Origin of the sequence: Rheinheimera baltica DSM 14885 (assembly GCF_000425345.1) — a bacterium.
Classification (GTDB): domain Bacteria; phylum Pseudomonadota; class Gammaproteobacteria; order Enterobacterales; family Alteromonadaceae; genus Alishewanella; species Alishewanella baltica.
In genome coordinates this window covers 25,226-42,014 of sequence record NZ_AUDG01000002.1, presented here as the reverse complement: position 1 = coordinate 42,014, position 16,789 = coordinate 25,226, and the positions used below count along the sequence as shown (strand labels likewise).

At 49.1% G+C, this 16,789-nt stretch carries 14 protein-coding genes; 8 read left to right on the top strand and 6 right to left on the bottom strand.

The window, feature by feature from the left end; all coding sequences use genetic code 11:
* Window positions 1-124: 124 nt before the first annotated feature.
* The 6 genes from H595_RS0101285 to H595_RS0101260 form a co-directional block, all read right to left on the bottom strand.
* Entirely contained in the window at window positions 125-1,039 is a 915-nt protein-coding gene (locus H595_RS0101285) for a hydroxymethylglutaryl-CoA lyase (protein WP_027669551.1), read from the bottom strand.
* Window positions 1,036-3,021, bottom strand: coding sequence for an acetyl/propionyl/methylcrotonyl-CoA carboxylase subunit alpha (locus tag H595_RS0101280; RefSeq protein WP_027669550.1), 1,986 nt, complete (start codon window positions 3,019-3,021; stop codon window positions 1,036-1,038). Before H595_RS0101280 ends, H595_RS0101285 begins: the two co-directional genes overlap by 4 nt.
* Window positions 3,021-3,821: an enoyl-CoA hydratase/isomerase family protein gene (locus H595_RS0101275; RefSeq protein WP_027669549.1), complete on the bottom strand. Its 801-nt coding sequence runs from the start codon at window positions 3,819-3,821 to the stop codon at window positions 3,021-3,023. Before H595_RS0101275 ends, H595_RS0101280 begins: the two co-directional genes overlap by 1 nt.
* Window positions 3,822-4,135: 314 nt before the next feature.
* A complete protein-coding gene (locus tag H595_RS0101270) occupies window positions 4,136-5,743 on the bottom strand; it encodes a carboxyl transferase domain-containing protein (RefSeq protein WP_027669548.1) in 1,608 nt (535 codons plus the stop codon).
* A gap of 294 nt (window positions 5,744-6,037) precedes the next feature.
* Window positions 6,038-7,207, bottom strand: coding sequence for an isovaleryl-CoA dehydrogenase (locus H595_RS0101265; RefSeq protein WP_027669547.1), 1,170 nt, complete (start codon window positions 7,205-7,207; stop codon window positions 6,038-6,040).
* 42 nt (window positions 7,208-7,249) lie between these two features.
* Window positions 7,250-7,660 carry a MerR family transcriptional regulator gene (locus H595_RS0101260; protein WP_027669546.1) on the bottom strand — a complete coding sequence of 137 codons (411 nt, stop codon included), beginning with the start codon at window positions 7,658-7,660 and terminating at the stop codon, window positions 7,250-7,252.
* Between the two features lie 264 nt (window positions 7,661-7,924).
* Here H595_RS0101260 and H595_RS0101255 point away from each other — a divergent pair, with 264 nt between their 5' ends.
* The 8 genes from H595_RS0101255 to H595_RS0101220 all read left to right on the top strand — a co-directional run bounded on the left by H595_RS0101255 (window position 7,925) and on the right by H595_RS0101220 (window position 16,760).
* Window positions 7,925-9,106, top strand: a complete 1,182-nt coding sequence (locus tag H595_RS0101255; RefSeq protein ID WP_027669545.1) for a thiolase family protein — start codon at window positions 7,925-7,927, stop codon at window positions 9,104-9,106.
* A 324-nt stretch (window positions 9,107-9,430) separates the two neighbouring features.
* A complete protein-coding gene (locus tag H595_RS0101250; protein ID WP_027669544.1) occupies window positions 9,431-10,927 on the top strand; it encodes a CoA-acylating methylmalonate-semialdehyde dehydrogenase in 1,497 nt (498 codons plus the stop codon).
* 301 nt (window positions 10,928-11,228) lie between these two features.
* Complete coding sequence (locus tag H595_RS0101245; RefSeq protein WP_027669543.1) at window positions 11,229-12,386, top strand: acyl-CoA dehydrogenase family protein; 1,158 nt, start codon at window positions 11,229-11,231, stop codon at window positions 12,384-12,386.
* A gap of 11 nt (window positions 12,387-12,397) precedes the next feature.
* Window positions 12,398-13,171 carry an enoyl-CoA hydratase gene (locus H595_RS0101240; RefSeq protein ID WP_027669542.1) on the top strand — a complete coding sequence of 258 codons (774 nt, stop codon included), beginning with the start codon at window positions 12,398-12,400 and terminating at the stop codon, window positions 13,169-13,171.
* Complete coding sequence (locus tag H595_RS0101235) at window positions 13,156-14,313, top strand: enoyl-CoA hydratase/isomerase family protein (RefSeq protein WP_240474806.1); 1,158 nt, start codon at window positions 13,156-13,158, stop codon at window positions 14,311-14,313. Before H595_RS0101240 ends, H595_RS0101235 begins: the two co-directional genes overlap by 16 nt.
* Window positions 14,314-14,326: 13 nt before the next feature.
* Window positions 14,327-15,214 (top strand): 3-hydroxyisobutyrate dehydrogenase, encoded by an 888-nt coding sequence (gene mmsB, locus H595_RS0101230; RefSeq protein WP_027669540.1) that lies wholly within the window; start codon window positions 14,327-14,329, stop codon window positions 15,212-15,214.
* A gap of 211 nt (window positions 15,215-15,425) precedes the next feature.
* Window positions 15,426-16,184, top strand: coding sequence for an SDR family oxidoreductase (locus H595_RS0101225; protein WP_027669539.1), 759 nt, complete (start codon window positions 15,426-15,428; stop codon window positions 16,182-16,184).
* Window positions 16,185-16,331: 147 nt separating this feature from the next.
* Window positions 16,332-16,760 (top strand): nuclear transport factor 2 family protein, encoded by a 429-nt coding sequence (locus H595_RS0101220; RefSeq protein ID WP_027669538.1) that lies wholly within the window; start codon window positions 16,332-16,334, stop codon window positions 16,758-16,760.
* Window positions 16,761-16,789: the final 29 nt, after the last annotated feature.

Here is a 16,789-nt window from a genome sequence, read left to right as displayed (position 1 = left end):
TTGACCGGAACCGTGTTTTTAAGGGACGAAAAACACGAGCCTACAGGGACGTATTTACGGCGTGTTCCGGCAAAGTAGTACGGAGTGATTACCGTGTTCGAAGAACCTTAGTTGTTGCTGTTAACTAACTACCAGTTTGTGTGCACTTGGCCCTAAGTGCCAATCCTACTTTAGAACTAGGCTGCTTCCCCAGCTTGTCGGTAATAAACCAGCCGGCTTTGGCCAGCGCAGTTAAATCGATACCGTGCGAAATGCCAAGCCCGTCAAGTAAATACACCACATCTTCAGTGGCAACATTGCCTGACGCACCGGCAGCGTATGGGCAGCCACCTAAACCGGCCACGGCACTGTCAATCACACGAATACCACGGCTTAGCGCGACGTAAATATTGGTTAACGCCTGACCGTAAGTATCATGAAAATGCACGGCAAGTTTATCCGCTGGTACCATCGACAAAACCGCGTCCAGCATGGCATTGACTTTGTCTGGGGTGCCGACACCTATGGTATCGCCCAGTGAAATTTCATAGCAGCCCATCTCTAACAGGGCTTTGGCGACCAATGCCACTTCGGTAGGGGCCACATCACCTTGATAAGGGCAACCGACAACACAAGACACATAACCGCGTACTTTAATGCCATCGGCTTTAGCTGCAGCCATCACAGGCGCAAAGCGTTCTAAGCTTTCAGCGATAGTGCAGTTAATATTTTTTTGACTAAAGGCTTCAGAAGCCGCACCAAAAATAGCCACTTCGCTGGCGCCTGCCGCTTTAGCAGCTTCATAGCCTTTTAAATTAGGCGTAAGTGCCGCATAGGTAACACCGGCTTTATGTGTAATACCAGCAAATACCTCAGCAGAGTCTGCCATTTGCGGCACCCATTTTGGGGATACAAAGGCGCCGCTTTCAATGTAACTATGACCTGCAGCCATTAGCATGTTAATCAATGTGATTTTATCTGCTGCACTGACACTGGCTTCGTTTTGCAGGCCATCACGTGGGCCTACTTCAACAATGCGGACGTGTTTGGGGAAACTCATGCGTCCTCCGGTGTAAAATCAACTAACTCAGCGCCGTCTTTAACCAAATCACCTGCCGCGTAAAATACGTCATTCACTACGCCATTTTTTGGCGCTTTAATGCTGTATTCCATTTTCATCGCTTCCATAATTACCAGGGTATCGCCGGCATTCACGTTGGCCCCTTTTTGCGCGATCACGGCAACGATGGTGCCATTCATCGGTGCGGTTAAGCTGCCGGCATGCTCGGCGCCGTCGGTTAGCACCGCGACTTCTGTTTGATAAATAAAGTCGTAGCGTTGGTGTTTAATAAACACGCTAATAGTGTCTTGATATTGGCTGACCCGCACTTTGCTGCGGTGATCACCCAGCACCGCGCTAAGCTCATCGCCGTTCAGCTGCGCCGTACAGCAAAGCTGTTGGCCTTCAACATCAACGATATAGTGCTGCTGTAATTGTTGAATGGTTAACTGATGCGTTGTTTCTCCCTCAAGCAAGGTAAGATTGACCGTTGGCGTTTCATTCAGTCGCCAGCCATGGCTAAACTGCCAGGGACTAGACAGGTTTGCTTGCGTCGAAGGTACTTTTTGCTGTTGTAAAATAAACAGAGCGGCTAACACTAATGCCTGATTATTTTGCTTATTCGCCGGGGCAAATAAACTATCTTGATGCTGGTTAATAAAGTTGGTGTCCAGCTCTGCCGCTTTAAATGCCGGGTGCTCGGTTAAACTGGTTAAAAAGCTCAGGTTGGTAGTAACACCGGCTATACGGTAATCATCTAAAGCTCGCAGCATACGGGCGATAGCACGATCACGGCTTTCATCCCAAACGATAAGCTTTGCGATCATAGGATCGTAAAACGGTGATACTTCGTCATTTTCTACCACACCGGTGTCTACCCGCACATGGCGGTTGGCTTCAGGCTGGCGTAAGTAAGTTAGTTTACCGGTAGCGGGCAGGAAATCGTTTTCTGGATCTTCAGCGTACACACGCACTTCAATGGCATGGCCATCAATTTGTATTTCATCTTGTGTTAACGGCAAAGGCTCGCCTGCGGCGACCAGTAATTGCCAATTCACCAGATCCTGACCGGTAATCATTTCCGTTACCGGATGCTCAACCTGCAGGCGGGTGTTCATTTCCATAAAATAAAATGAGCCGTCTTCGTCAAATAAAAACTCAACGGTACCCGCACCACGGTAATCAATGGCCTTGGCGGCTTTTACCGCAGCTTCACCCATCGCTTTGCGCTGCTCTGCGCTGAAGTTTGGTGCAGGGGCTTCTTCAATGACTTTCTGGTGACGACGCTGAATAGAGCAATCGCGTTCAGCCAGATAGACGGCGTTGCCATGGTTATCAGCAAATACCTGAATTTCGATATGGCGCGGTTTGGTTAAGTAGCGCTCAATCAGCATTTTATCGTTACCAAAACCGGCTTTGGCTTCTCGCCGGGCACTGGCCAGGGCATCGGCAAACTCTGCTGCTTTCCACACCACACGCATACCTTTTCCGCCGCCGCCATAAGCTGCTTTTAGCAGTTGCGGGTAGCCAATTTTTTCTGACTCTTTGGCCAGTAACGCATCGGATTGATCATCACCATGATAGCCAGGCACTAGCGGAACGCCTGCCTGTTGCATGATTGCTTTAGCCGCGCTTTTCGAGCCCATAGCCGTAATGGCGCCTACCGGAGGGCCAATAAAAACAACGCCGGCAGCATCACACGCTTTGGCGAACTCTTCGTTTTCAGATAAAAATCCGTAGCCTGGGTGAATCGCTTCAGCGCCACTTTGTTTGGCAATAGCGATTATTTTGTCTGCACGTAAATAGGAGTCTTTGCTTGGCGCAGGGCCGAGCAAGTAGGCTTCATCTGCCATTCTTACATGACGGGCGTTGGCGTCAGCCTCGGAATATACGGCAACACAACGGATACCGAGTTTATGCGCGGTATCTATCACGCGGCAGGCAATTTCGCCACGGTTAGCGATTAAAATTTTGCGAAACATTATGATCCTTCCTTGCCAAGCCAGGCGGGTGTGCGTTTTTCTAAAAACGCTGATAACCCTTCCTGGCCTTCGTCTGATACACGAATTTCAGCAATAGCTTGTGTGGTATGCGCGATAACATTATTGCTGATTTTACGGTTATAAATATTATGAATTAGGGCTTTTGCCGCACTCATGCCTTGCGGGCTATTTTGTAACAGACTGCTAATGAGGTGCTCGGTACTGGTGGCTAATTCGCCTTCACCAACCACTTCATGTAATAAGCCCATTTCGTGTGCGACTGTGGCAGAAAAACGCTCTGCGGTTAAAAAGTAACGCCGGCTTTGGCGCTCGCCTATGGCGCGCATAACATACGGGCTAATAACGGCGGGGATTAAACCAATTTTGACTTCGCTTAAGCAGAAGCTGGCTTTAGACTCAGCAATGGCGATATCGCAGCAGGCAACTAAGCCAAGCGCACCACCAAATGCTGCGCCTTTCACCTGTGCGATGGTTGGCTTGGGAAATTTATCTAGCTTGTGCATCAGGTTTGCCAGTTCATCGGCATCAGCCAAGTTCTGCTGGTAGTCTTTTTGCGCCATCGAACGCATCCAGTTTAAGTCGGCACCGGCAGAGAAGTTTTTACCACTGGAGGTAAGTACCAATAAACGTACGTCGTCGTTATCGGCAAGGCTTTTAAGCACGGCTAATAACTCTGCAATCATGGCGTCGTCAAAGGCATTATGCACTTCTGGGCGGTTTAGCATGAGTGTTGCTACGCCGCGGGTATCGATACTGACTTGTGTGTAAACCTGGCTCATTCGTGGTTCTCCGACAGTGTTAGTGTTCTTTGAGCGAAAATATTCATTCAACCGGCAATCTCTCAGTACGACTTTGCCAGAACACGCCGTGAATACATCCGTGTAGGCTCGTGTTTTTCGTCCTTGAAAAACACGGTTCTGGTCAAAGTGTACTGCGCGCTTGCCTTTACCGCTGAACCAGCAAGTGCGGATGTGTTTTTTTCTGAGACCGTTGAAGGCCATGGATGGCCGGAACCGAGCCCTAGGGACGGTTTATGGCGTGTCACAGAAAAAAAACACGCAGCAATTGCGTGCTATTTCAGCAGCACTGCGCATTACATCCTAAACACACCAAACTTCGTCTCTTCAATGGGTGCATTTAATGCAGCAGCCAACGCCAAGCCTACAGTCATCCGCGTTTGTGCCGGATCAATAATGCCATCGTCCCACAAGCGGCCGCTGGCGTAGTAGGGGTGTCCCTGCTTTTCATACTGCTCGATAATCGGTTTTTTCAGCGCTTGCTCAGCGTCTGCTGACAAGGTTTCCCCCTTACGGGCCAGCCCGTCTTTGGTAACCTGCGCCATTACGCCAGCAGCTTGTTCACCACCCATTACTGAAATGCGTGCATTTGGCCACATCCACATCATTGTTGGGTCATAGGCGCGGCCACACATGCCGTAGTTGCCTGCGCCATAGCTACCACCAATAAGTACGGTAAATTTCGGTACCTTGGCACAGCTTACTGCCATCACCATTTTTGCACCGTGTTTAGCGATACCTTCGGCTTCGTATTTTTTACCTACCATAAAGCCGGTGATGTTTTGCAAAAACAGCAGAGGAATTTTACGCTGCGCACACAACTCAATAAAGTGCGCACCTTTTTGTGCAGATTCAGAGAATAAAATCCCGTTATTTGCGACGATACCTACCGGATAGCCGAAAATGCGTGCAAAGCCGCAGACCAAGGTTGCACCGTAGTATTGTTTAAACTCATCAAAATCAGAGTTATCGACAATTCTGGCTATTACTTCTTTTACATCAAACGGCTTACGCAAATCCGTGCCGACTATGCCGTATAACTCTTTGGCGTCATACAGAGGTTCTTGCGGTGTTTTAACATCCATCACTTGCGGCGCGGGGCGATTTAACCGCGATACGGCATTGCGTGCCAGTTGCAGCGCATGTTCATCGTTCATGGCGTAGTGATCGGCAACACCGGAGATTTTACAGTGCACATCAGCACCACCAAGCTCTTCAGCAGAAACTTCTTCACCCGTAGCAGCTTTAACCAGCGGTGGGCCAGCAAGGAAAATAGTGCCCTGATCTTTTACAATAATGCTTTCATCTGCCATTGCCGGTACGTAAGCACCGCCTGCCGTACATAACCCCATTACCACGGCAATTTGCGGAATACCTTTGGCCGACATATTGGCCTGGTTAAAGAAGATGCGGCCAAAGTGCAGTTTGTCGGGGAACACATCGTCCTGACGTGGCAGGTTAGCGCCGCCAGAATCGACTAAATAAATACAGGGCAGGTGACAGCGCTCGGCAATTTCCTGTGCGCGCAAATGTTTTTTCACAGTAAGCGGGTAATAGGTGCCGCCTTTTACCGTGGCGTCGTTGGCGACAATCATGCACTCAACACCACTAACACGGCCAATGCCGGCAACAACACCGGCGCTTGGTACGTAGTCGTCGTAGCATTCCCAACCGGCAAACTGGCCAACTTCTAAAAACGGTGAGCCCGGATCGAGTAGTTTTTGAATACGGTCACGAACAAACAGTTTTCCACGCGAGGTATGACGTGCGATTAACGCTTCGCCACCACCGAGTTTAATTTGTTGTACTTTGCTATTAAGATCATCAACAACCGCTTGCATGGCCGCGGCGTTTTTTTGGAAGTCCTCAGAGCGAGGATTGATTTTTGAGGTGATTCTGGTCACTTAAGTTACCTTTTGTGCCACAAGTGAGAGCCAACGGCTTCGCTGCTTCCGCACATTTAACACGCTCGCCCGCTCGGATCTCCCATCCTCGCTCTTGATCGCTCGCTACGTTAAATCTGCTCCGCGCTTCGCCTCGTCCGTATTTCAAACACTTGCCGGAATATCTGACCGGCGCAGAACCGGAACAACTAAGCAGACGATCAAGAGCGAATTTGGGAGAAATTCGCGGGTCTGCGTGTTGTTAGGGTGGAAGCACAGGCTTACACCGTAGTCCGGTCTGAAGTGCTTTTTATGCTAATTTGATTCAGTAAACAATTCCCGGCCAATCAGCATACGGCGGATTTCCGAGGTGCCAGCGCCAATTTCATACAGCTTGGCATCCCGCAGTAAGCGTCCGGTAGGATACTCGTTAATGTAGCCATTACCGCCGAGTAACTGAATGGCATCCAAGGCCATTTTAGTTGCCAGCTCCGCCGAATACAGAATAACGGCTGCTGCATCTTTACGGGTGGTTTCGCCACGGTCACAGGCTTTAGCTACGGTGTAAACGTAAGATTTAGCGGCATTCATCTGGGTGTACATATCGGCCAGTTTGCCCTGTACAAGCTGGAATTCACCAATGGCTTGGCCAAACTGCTTACGGTCATGGATATAAGGCACTACCACATCCATACAGGCTTGCATAATGCCCAGTGGTCCAGCGGCCAGCACGACACGCTCGTAGTCCAGGCCACTCATTAATACTTTAACGCCACCGCCAACCTGGCCTAGCACGTTTTCTGCCGGAACTTCGCAGTCTTCAAAAACCAATTCGCAGGTGTTAGAGCCGCGCATCCCCAGCTTGTCCAGTTTTTGTGCGGTACTAAAACCTTTAAAGCCACGTTCAACAATAAAAGCGGTAATACCTTTGCTGCCGGCATTAATATCGGTTTTGGCATAAATAACATAGGTGTGAGCGTCAGGACCGTTGGTGATCCACATTTTGTTGCCGTTTAAAATGTACTTATCGCCTTGCTTTTCAGCGCGCAGCTTCATGCTAACCACGTCTGAACCGGCGTTGGGTTCGCTCATCGCCAGTGCACCAATATGCTCGCCAGAACACAATTTTGGCAAATACTTAAGTTTTTGCTCTTCGGTACCGTTGCGGAAAATCTGATTAACGCACAGGTTAGAATGCGCTCCATACGATAAGCCTACAGAGGCTGAGGCACGGCTTATTTCTTCCAGCGCCACTACGTGTTCTACGTAGCCTAAGCCTGAGCCACCGTATTTTTCATCGACAGTAATGCCTAATAGCCCTAAGTCACCGAATTTACGCCATAAATCATTTGGGAATTCGTTTACTTCATCAATTTGTGCGGCACGCGGTGCAATTTCATCACGGGCGAAGGCGTTAACCTGCTCACGAATCATATCAACGGTTTCACCTAAATCGAAATTAAGCCCTTTATAACTGCTTATCATTGTGTCAATCCCCGTTTGCTATGTCTTCTAACCGGTGCTGTATTAATTCAGACCGGTTTTATGTTGTTTGGCGTCTGTTAAAGTATCGCGGCAACGTTTCTCCACCGTTACCAGCTCCATTAACACCACTTTGATGTCGTCCAGTTGCTGATGCAGCTCGGCTTTTTTATGCTCTATCAACTTCAGCATGGTATTTAATTGGGTAACACTGCTCTTATCAGCGTCATAAAGTTCGAACAGCTGACCGGTTTCTGCCAAACTAAAACCTAAGCGTTTACCGCGTAAAATAAGCTTTAGCCGCACTCGGTCACGTTTACTATAAATACGGGTTTGGCCGTTACGTAAAGGCGTTATCAGCCCCTGATCTTCATAAAAGCGGATACTACGCGTGGTAATATCAAACTCTTTGGCCAGTTCGCTGATACTGTATGTTTTTTCTTCTTTTTCTGTCATAACCGCCATCCCCGAAAACGCAGTCAATATAGGTGAAGTTTACGTAAAGGTAAAGCTGTTGCCTTGGTATTGCAGCCAGCGACGACGCATTTTTTATCACTTTGTAAAGCAAAAATGCCAGTTAGCGCTGGTAAAACTGTACAAATAAATGAACCAAACGTATCGCACCCTACCATAGTGTTAGGTAGTTGACGTTGGCGTAAACGTAAATTTGGTGTAGGCTCTGGAGCAACTTTTTTCGCCGACAGATTTTTTGGAGATGTTATGGCTTCTGACAATATTGTAATCGTTGCTGCTAAGCGCACTGCCATGGGTGGTTTCATGGGCGGTTTGTCTGATGTGGATGCAACCGTATTGGGCGCGACTGCGATAAAAGCGGCAATTGAACAGGCCGGGATCAGCGGTGACAAGGTTAGCGAAGTCATTATGGGTAATGTATTGCCTGCCGGATTGGGTCAGGCCCCAGCTCGTCAAGCTACGTTAAAAGCCGGTCTGCCTTTGACTGCTGGCGCAACCACTATTAATAAAGTGTGTGGCTCAGGCTTAAAAGCGGTGATGTTGGCCAGTGATTTATTAAAAGCGGGCAGTGCAGACGTTGTGGTTGCAGGTGGCATGGAGTCGATGACTAACGCGCCATACATTTTGCCAAAGGCCCGTGCCGGTTATCGTATGGGGCACGGCGAAATTAAAGATCACATGATGTTAGATGGCCTGGAAAACGCCTACGATGGTAAAGCCATGGGCTGTTTTGCACAGGGTACTGCAGATGAAAAAGGCATTACCCGCGAGCAGATGGATGCCTTTGCGGTGCAATCTACCACCCGCGCCCAGCAAGCGATTAGCAGCGGTGCCTTTAAAAACGAGATTTCCCCTGTAACGTTTCAAACCCGTAAAGGTGAAATGACTTTTTCGGTAGATGAGCAGCCAGGCAATGCCAAGATCGACAAAATTCCATCGCTACGGCCGGCCTTTGCCAAAGACGGCACTATTACGGCGGCTAACTCCAGCTCTATTTCTGACGGCGCAGCTGCGCTGGTATTGATGCGCGAAAGCGATGCCAAAGCGCAGGGTGCTAAGCCGTTAGCGCGCGTGGTGGCACATGCCACTAACTCAATGGAGCCGGCACTGTTTACTGTTGCCCCGGTTGGCGCGATGCAAAAAGTGCTGCAAAAAGCTGGCTGGGATAAACAGCAGGTAGATCTGTGGGAAATTAACGAAGCTTTTGCCATGGTTACTATGCTGGCTATTAACGAGCTGGGTTTAGACGAGAGCAAAGTAAACGTGAATGGCGGCGCCTGTGCGCTGGGGCATCCTATCGGTGCTTCAGGAGCGCGTATTCTGGTTACTCTGATTCATGCGCTGCGTAACCGCGGTTTAAGCAAAGGTGTGGCCTCACTGTGTATCGGTGGCGGTGAAGCCGTAGCGCTGGCAGTAGAAGTTTTATAGTAAAGAAGAATCAGGCTTCGTGCGAAGCAGATTTAACTTAGCGAGCGATCAAGAGTGAGCCGGGGAGCGGCGAACGGGCGAGCGTGTTAAATGTGCGATAGCAACGTAGCCGGGAACCGGAGAACGGTGTAAGCCGACGCTTCCACCGTAACAACACGCAGACCCGCTCGGATCTCCCATCCTCGCTTTTGATCGTCTGCTTAGTTGTTCCGGTTCCGCTTTGGCTGGATAGTCCGGCCAAACATATTAGAAGCTCGCCAGCATAGATTGATAATTAGACATACAACAAGCTGGCGGCATACCCAAACAATCGGGAGAAGCAACATGACACAACAGGTTAAGCATTTTATTGACGGCGAGTTTGTCGCACCAACAGGTGACAAACTGATCGCTGTTACCAACCCGGCAACACAAGATGTGATTGCTCAGGTAGCGTGTGCTACACCAGCGGAAATGGAACGTGCCATTGAATCAGCCAAAGCCGCCTTTTTAACGTGGAAAGAAGTGCCGGTATCAGAGCGCGCCCGTTTAATGATGCGTTTTGCTCACCTGTTGAAAGAGCATCAGGGCGAAATTGCCGACATTATCTGCCGTGAACTGGGTAAAACCGTTGAAGATGCTAAAGGCGATGTGTGGCGCGGTATAGAAGTGGTAGAGCAGGCAGCGAATATTCCGTCATTAATGATGGGTGAGACGGTAGAAAACGTAGCACGCAGCATTGATACCTACAGCTACATTCAGCCACTGGGTGTATGTGCGGGTATTACCCCGTTTAACTTCCCGGCGATGATCCCACTGTGGATGTTCCCAATGGCAATCGCTTGCGGTAATACCTTTATTTTAAAACCGTCTGAGCAAGATCCAATGACGGTAAACAAAATTGCCGAGCTGTTTGTGCAAGCTGGCGCACCAAAAGGTGTGTTGCAGGTAGTACACGGTGCTAAAGAGCAGGTTGATGCCATTTTGCATCACCCGGACATTAAAGCCATTTCATTCGTTGGCTCGGTTAATGTGGGTCAGTACATTTATAAAACCGGTACTGATAACTTAAAACGCGTGCAAGCTTTTGCCGGTGCGAAAAACCACATGGTAATTATGCCGGATGCCAATAAGCAACAAGTCGTTAACGCGTTGGTTGGTGCATCAGTGGGTGCTGCGGGACAGCGCTGTATGGCAATTTCTGTTGCAGTATTTGTTGGCGCAGCAGCTGACTGGATCCCAGAAGTTGCCGCAGCTATTAGCAAAGTACGCCCGGGTGTTTATACCGACCCTGACGCTGCATACGGCCCGCAAATTAGCCCACAGGCGCGTGCGCGCGTGTTGTCGTTAATTGAGCAAGGTAAGAAAGAAGGCGCAACCTGTGTGCTGGATGGTTCAGGTGTCAAAGTTGACGGTTACCCGAACGGTAACTGGGTTGGCCCAACGGTGTTCTCGAACGTGACTACCGACATGGAAATTTATAAGCAGGAAATTTTCGGTCCGGTGTTAACAACAATGCATGTTGCCTCACTGGATGAAGCATTAAAAGTAGTCAACGACAGCCCGTACGGCAATGGTACCTCTATCTTTACCGCCAGCGGTGCTGCGGCACGTAAGTATCAGCATCAGGTTGAAGTGGGGCAGGTGGGTATTAACATTCCTATTCCGGTGCCTCTGCCATTCTTTTCATTTACTGGCTGGAAAGGCTCGTTCTATGGTGATCAGCACGCCTACGGTAAGCAGGCAGTACGGTTTTATACAGAGACGAAAACCATTACAGCGCGCTGGTTTGACGACGATATTCCGGTGTCAGGCCCGAATATGTCGATTAACTTGCGTTAACGGAACAGGGTGAGGAGCAGACTTTACTAAACTGACCGTTGGAGGCCATGGATGGCCGGAATAGAGCCCCAGGGACGGTTTACGGCGTGTCAGTGTGTAAAGTGTGTTCCTCGCTGCCCGCTGCAGGCAACCGCTTCCACCGTAACAACACGCAGACCCGCGAATTTCTCCCAAATTCGCTTTTGATCGTCTGCTTAGTTGTTCCGGTTCCGCGTTGCTGTCAGTATCTGATGCAGGTTCAAAACGGTTAATACGGCGACGTACGCAAGCAACAAAGCCGATTGAAGAAACAGGATTAACTATGAATTTCAATTTAACAGAAGACCAACAAGCCTTTGTTGATGTAGCCAAACAATTCGCCGAACAAGAATTGGCGCCACATGCCGCGCAGTGGGATCGTGAGCATCACTTTCCTAAAGACGTCATTCAAAAAGCCGGTGAGCTGGGTTTTTGCTCATTGTATACGCCCGAAGAAGACGGCGGCATGGGTTTGTCGCGGTTAGACTCCTCAATTATTTTCGAACAGCTTTCGATGGGCTGTACGGCCACCACCGCTATGCTGACCATTCACAATATGGCCACCTGGATGATAGCCAACTGGGGCACCAGTGATGCCAAAGCAGAATGGGTTGAACATTTAGTAACAGGCCAGAAACTGGCGTCTTACTGTTTAACTGAGCCGGGTTCGGGTTCAGACGCAGCAGGCTTGCGTACCAGCGCGAAAAAAGATGGCAATGAGTACGTGTTAAACGGCTCGAAAATGTTTATCTCAGGCGCAGGCGAAACCGAAGTGTTAGTCGTTATGGCGCGAACCGGTGAAGCCGGGCCAAAAGGCATTTCTGCGTTTATTGTACCGGCAGACGCCAAAGGCGTAATTTACGGCAAAGCCGAAGAGAAAATGGGCTGGAATGCACAGCCTACCCGGCTTATTACCTTTGAGGAGGTGCGTATTCCGGCACATTACCTGTTAGGTAACGAAGGTGAAGGTTTTAGTTTCGCGATGAAAGGCTTGGACGGCGGTCGTATCAATATTGCCACTTGCTCTATCGGTACTGCACAGCAGGCACTGAATACCGCACGCAATTATATGTTGGAGCGTCAGCAATTTGGTAAGCCACTGGCAGCATTTCAAGCGCTACAGTTTAAGTTAGCGGATATGGCCACTGAACTGGTTGCGGCTCGGCAGTTAGTGCGTTTAGCCGCGTTTAAACTAGATCAAAAAGATAGTGAAGCCACGGCCTATTGCGCTATGGCAAAACGTTTTGCTACTGATGTGGGTTTTCAGGTATGCGACCAGGCGCTGCAACTGCATGGCGGTTATGGCTACATTAAAGAGTACCCATTAGAGCGGCATTTCCGTGATGTGCGTGTGCACCAAATTTTGGAAGGCACCAACGAAATTATGCGGCTGATTATCGGCCGGCGTTTACTGGATGAAGCCGCAGGCGAGATTCTGTAAAAGGAGACAAAATGGCTCAATTAAAACTCGAAAAACGCGGCCACACGGCGCTTATTACCATGTCAAATCCGCCTGCCAATACCTGGACGGCTGAAACATTAACGCAACTGCGTGACGCGGTAAAAAGCCTTGATGCTGATAAAAATATCTACGCGTTGGTGCTCACTGGTGAGGGTGATAAGTTTTTCTCTGCCGGCGCTGATTTAAAGTTGTTTGCTGATGGCGATAAAGCAGTGGCCAGCAATATGGCACGTATTTTCGGTGAAGCCTTTGAAACCTTAAGCGCTTTTAGTGGCGTGTCTATCGCCGCAATTAATGGTTACGCTATGGGCGGCGGCCTTGAAGTTGCATTGGCCTGTGATATTCGCATTGCCGAACAGCAAGCTCAAATGGCGCTGCCTGAAGCTAAAGTAGGTTTACTACCTTGTGCCGGTGGTACACAAAATCTGGCGTGGTTGGTTGGCGAGGGCTGGGCTAAGCGTATGATCCTATGCGGCGAGCGGTTAAATGCTGAAAAAGCACAACAAATTGGCCTAGTTGAAGAGGTTGTTGCAACTGGGATGGCGTTGGAAAGTGCGCTGGCACTTGCAGATAAAGCCGCTGAACAAAGCCCATCGTCGGTTACCGCCTGTAAAAAGCTGATTCAGCAAGGTCGCAGTGGCAGCATTCAAAGTGCCTTGCCATTAGAGCGAGAGCTGTTTGTTAGTTTGTTTGATACCAAAGATCAGGTTGAAGGTGTGCAGGCGTTTTTAGAAAAACGCAAAGCAAAATGGGTAAACGGCTAATGGACGGACAAAATGATGTCGTGATGTATCAGGAACTGACCGCGCAAAACGGGAAGAAAATTGGTATAGCCACGTTAAATTCAGAAAAGTCATTAAACGCACTTAGTTTGCCAATGGTTGAATCGCTTCTGCCTAAATTGGCCAGCTGGCAAGCCGATAACAGCATCAGCATGGTTTTGCTGCAGGGCAGTGGCGAAAAAGCATTTTGTGCCGGTGGTGATATCCGCGATTTATACAAAGCCATGCTGGATAAACCTGGTGAATATGCGCCCTATGTCGAAGAGTTTTTTACCAAAGAATACACACTGGATTACTTAATCCACACCTTTGGTAAACCGGTTTTGGTGTGGGGTAATGGCATCGTAATGGGCGGTGGTCTGGGGTTAATGGCCGGAGCGTCGCATCGTGTCGTTAATGTCAGCAGCCGCATAGCCATGCCTGAGATGGCTATTGGTTTGTATCCTGATGTAGGTGCCAGCTGGTTCTTAAATCGCATGCCTGCTGGTTGCGGTTTGTTTCTGGGGCTTACTGGTGCGTCAATTAATGCAGCTGATGCAAAGTTTATCGGCTTAGCAGACAACTTTTTGCTGCATGAGCGCAAAGACGCATTAGTGGAAAAGCTGTTGCAGATTAAATGGGGCGATACCGTTGCGCTTAATCATCAGAAGTTAAGCGATGCACTACGTAGCGAAGAAGATCAGTGCCGCACGCAGATGCCGTTAAGCCAAATTCGCCCGCATCAAACTGAAATTGAAATGCTGGCTAAGCACAGTAGTTTAGCTGATGTTATTGCCGCTATTAACGCTATGCCAGGCGATGATAAATGGCTGGTCAAAGCCAAAGCTTCATTGGATTATGGCAGCCCAATTACCGCTCATATTGTGTTTGAACTGCTAAAACTGGGGCAGAGTAAAATTCTGGCTGACAGTTTCCGTTTAGAACTTGGCTTAAGTGTGCAATGTGGGAAGCTGGGCGAATTTACCGAAGGCGTGCGTGCGCTGTTGATGGATAAAGATTTAACACCCAACTGGCAGTACAAAACAGTGAGCGACGTGCCGCAAAGCATTATTGACGAGCTGTTTACATCGCCATGGGCGGCAAACGAGCACCCGCTGCGCGAACTGGGTCAACTGGATAACTGATTAGGAAAATATCATGGCTAAGGTTGCATTTATTGGTTTGGGAAATATGGGTGGCCCTATGGCCATCAATCTGGTTAAAGCCGGGCACGCCGTTACGGCGTTTGATTTATCAGCGGCGGCACTGGCACAGGTCAAAGCTGAAGGCGCAGTGGTTGCTGCTACAGCAGCAGAGGCCGTAACAGGCGCGGAGTTTGTGATTTCCATGCTGCCGGCCGGTAAGCATGTCATCGGCTTATATCTGGGCGAGCAGGGTGTAGCAGGCAATATCAGCAAAGAAGCACTGGTCATTGATTGCTCTACCATTGATGCAGACAGCGCACGCAAAGTAGGCGCGGGTTTAGCGGAACAAGGCATTGCCTTTATCGACGCGCCGGTATCCGGTGGTGTGGGCGGTGCAAAGGCGGGTACTTTAACCTTTATTATCGGTGGCGATGCTGAGCATTTTGACCGTGCGAAAACTGTTCTGGGTAATATGGGCAAAAACCTGTTTCACGCAGGTGATGTTGGTGCAGGTCAGGTAGCAAAGATTTGTAATAATATGCTGCTGAGTATTTTAATGGTTGGCACCTCAGAAGCGTTGCAAATGGGTGTTGATAACGGCTTAGATCCAAAAGTGCTGTCGGATATTATGCTAAAAAGTTCAGGCCGCAACTGGACATTGGAATTGTACAACCCATGCCCGGACGTTATGCCCAATGTGCCATCATCAAACGGTTATCAGGGCGGCTTTATGGTCGACTTAATGGCGAAAGATTTAGGCTTAGCACTGGAGTCTGCGCTGCAAAGTAGTAGCAGCACTCCAATGGGCGCACTGGCGCGCAGCCTGTATGTGGCGCACCAGCGTGCCGGCAATGGCAAACTGGATTTTTCCAGTATTTTTAAACTGTTTGAAAAGAAGTAATTGGTTAAGTAGTGAAGTCACGCGGCTACTGCGGCTTTTTTACGCCGCCGGGCGTTACTTCAAAGACAGACGCGGATGTACTTTTTTGGCGGACCGTCTTTTTCATGGATGAAAAAGAGGAGCCTATAGGGAAGTATTTACGTCGTGTCCGACGAAAAATGTACGCAGCGGCTGGCGGTGCAGAACAATACTTGTAAATTAAGGTAGAAAAATGAACCTGCAAAACAAAACCATCGTTATAACTGGCGGAGCACAAGGCTTAGGTCTGGAAATGGCCCGCATGTGTGCAGCAGAAGGTGCCAAGCTGGCCTTAATCGATATGAATGCCGACCAGTTAGCTGCGGCGAAAGCTGAACTTGGCACTAACACCACAGTACATACTTACATTGCCAACGTGGCTAATGAAGAACAGGTAGAAAGCACCTTCGCCCAAATCGACAGTGATTTTAACGGCATTGATGGCCTGATTAACAATGCCGGTATATTGCGTGACGGCTTATTGCTGAAATACAAAGACGGCGCGTTGCAAAGCAAGATGTCGCTGGCGCAGTTCCAGTCAGTTATCGATGTTAACTTAACCGGTGTGTTCCTGTGTGGCCGCGAAGCTGCTGCCATTATGGTTAAACGTGGCACTAAAGGCGTTATCATCAATATGTCCAGCGTCGCCCGTGGCGGTAATATGGGGCAAACCAATTACGCCGCCTCTAAGGCCGGTGTTGTTGCTATGACCGTAACCTGGGCACGTGAACTAGGTCGCTTCGGTATCCGCGTGGGCGCAATTGCGCCGGGTGTTATCCGCACCGCGATGACTGATGCCATGAAGCCTGAAGCGCGTGATCGCTTGGAAAAAATGAAGCCGGTAGGGCGCTTAGGCGAGGCCAGTGAAATAGCTCATACCGCCAAATACATCTTTGAAAACGATTTCTTCACCGGCCGGGTAGTGGAAATTGATGGCGGCATCAGCATGTAAGCGGAGGCTATTGATATTATAAAAGGCGCTATGGCGCCTTTTTTAATACTCGTTTATCACACATACGGTTATGCAGAATTGCCAAAGATGATAATTAGTGTATATAAAAGATACATTTACATTATTTATAACCACAGGAAACGTATAATGAAAAACTATTTTTTACTTAGCGCGCTGCTTTTTACACCCACCTTGGTTCTGGCAGATGATAAGGCTGAACTTAGCGCACTACTGGCCGAGTTTTTAGACGGCGCTACGCGTAACGACCCGGCAATTCACGATAAATACTGGGCCGATGAGCTGATCTATACCAGCTCACGCGGCACCCGCTTTGGCAAAGCCGAGTTAATGAAAGGCGTCACTAGTAGTGGGGTATTAAAACCAGAAGATATTGAAACGGTTTACGGCAGTGAAGATGTGCGTATTATGCAATACGGCGACGTTGCAATTGTAGCGTTTACTCTGGTGGGTAAGTCTGAAACTGAGACTCAGCGCTACTTAAACAGTGGCACCTTTGTAAAGCGCAGTGGTAAGTGGCAGGCCGTGAACTGGCAAGCCACGATTAAAAGCGAATAATTTGCAGCAATAAGGCTTAAGCATACCAG

What these genes read in the sequence shown, in the direction of transcription:
- H595_RS0101285 (WP_027669551.1), bottom strand. Translation starts at nt 1,039, where the DNA reads ATGAGTTTCCCCAAACACGTCCGCATTGTTGAAGTAGGCCCACGTGAT.
- H595_RS0101280 (WP_027669550.1), bottom strand. Translation starts at nt 3,021, where the DNA reads ATGTTTCGCAAAATTTTAATCGCTAACCGTGGCGAAATTGCCTGCCGC.
- H595_RS0101275 (WP_027669549.1), bottom strand. Translation starts at nt 3,821, where the DNA reads ATGAGCCAGGTTTACACACAAGTCAGTATCGATACCCGCGGCGTAGCA.
- H595_RS0101265 (WP_027669547.1), bottom strand. Translation starts at nt 7,207, where the DNA reads ATGATAAGCAGTTATAAAGGGCTTAATTTCGATTTAGGTGAAACCGTT.
- H595_RS0101260 (WP_027669546.1), bottom strand. Translation starts at nt 7,660, where the DNA reads ATGACAGAAAAAGAAGAAAAAACATACAGTATCAGCGAACTGGCCAAA.
- H595_RS0101255 (WP_027669545.1), top strand. Translation starts at nt 7,925, where the DNA reads ATGGCTTCTGACAATATTGTAATCGTTGCTGCTAAGCGCACTGCCATG.
- H595_RS0101250 (WP_027669544.1), top strand. Translation starts at nt 9,431, where the DNA reads ATGACACAACAGGTTAAGCATTTTATTGACGGCGAGTTTGTCGCACCA.
- H595_RS0101245 (WP_027669543.1), top strand. Translation starts at nt 11,229, where the DNA reads ATGAATTTCAATTTAACAGAAGACCAACAAGCCTTTGTTGATGTAGCC.
- H595_RS0101240 (WP_027669542.1), top strand. Translation starts at nt 12,398, where the DNA reads ATGGCTCAATTAAAACTCGAAAAACGCGGCCACACGGCGCTTATTACC.
- H595_RS0101235 (WP_240474806.1), top strand. Translation starts at nt 13,156, where the DNA reads ATGGGTAAACGGCTAATGGACGGACAAAATGATGTCGTGATGTATCAG.
- mmsB (WP_027669540.1), top strand. Translation starts at nt 14,327, where the DNA reads ATGGCTAAGGTTGCATTTATTGGTTTGGGAAATATGGGTGGCCCTATG.
- H595_RS0101225 (WP_027669539.1), top strand. Translation starts at nt 15,426, where the DNA reads ATGAACCTGCAAAACAAAACCATCGTTATAACTGGCGGAGCACAAGGC.
- H595_RS0101220 (WP_027669538.1), top strand. Translation starts at nt 16,332, where the DNA reads ATGAAAAACTATTTTTTACTTAGCGCGCTGCTTTTTACACCCACCTTG.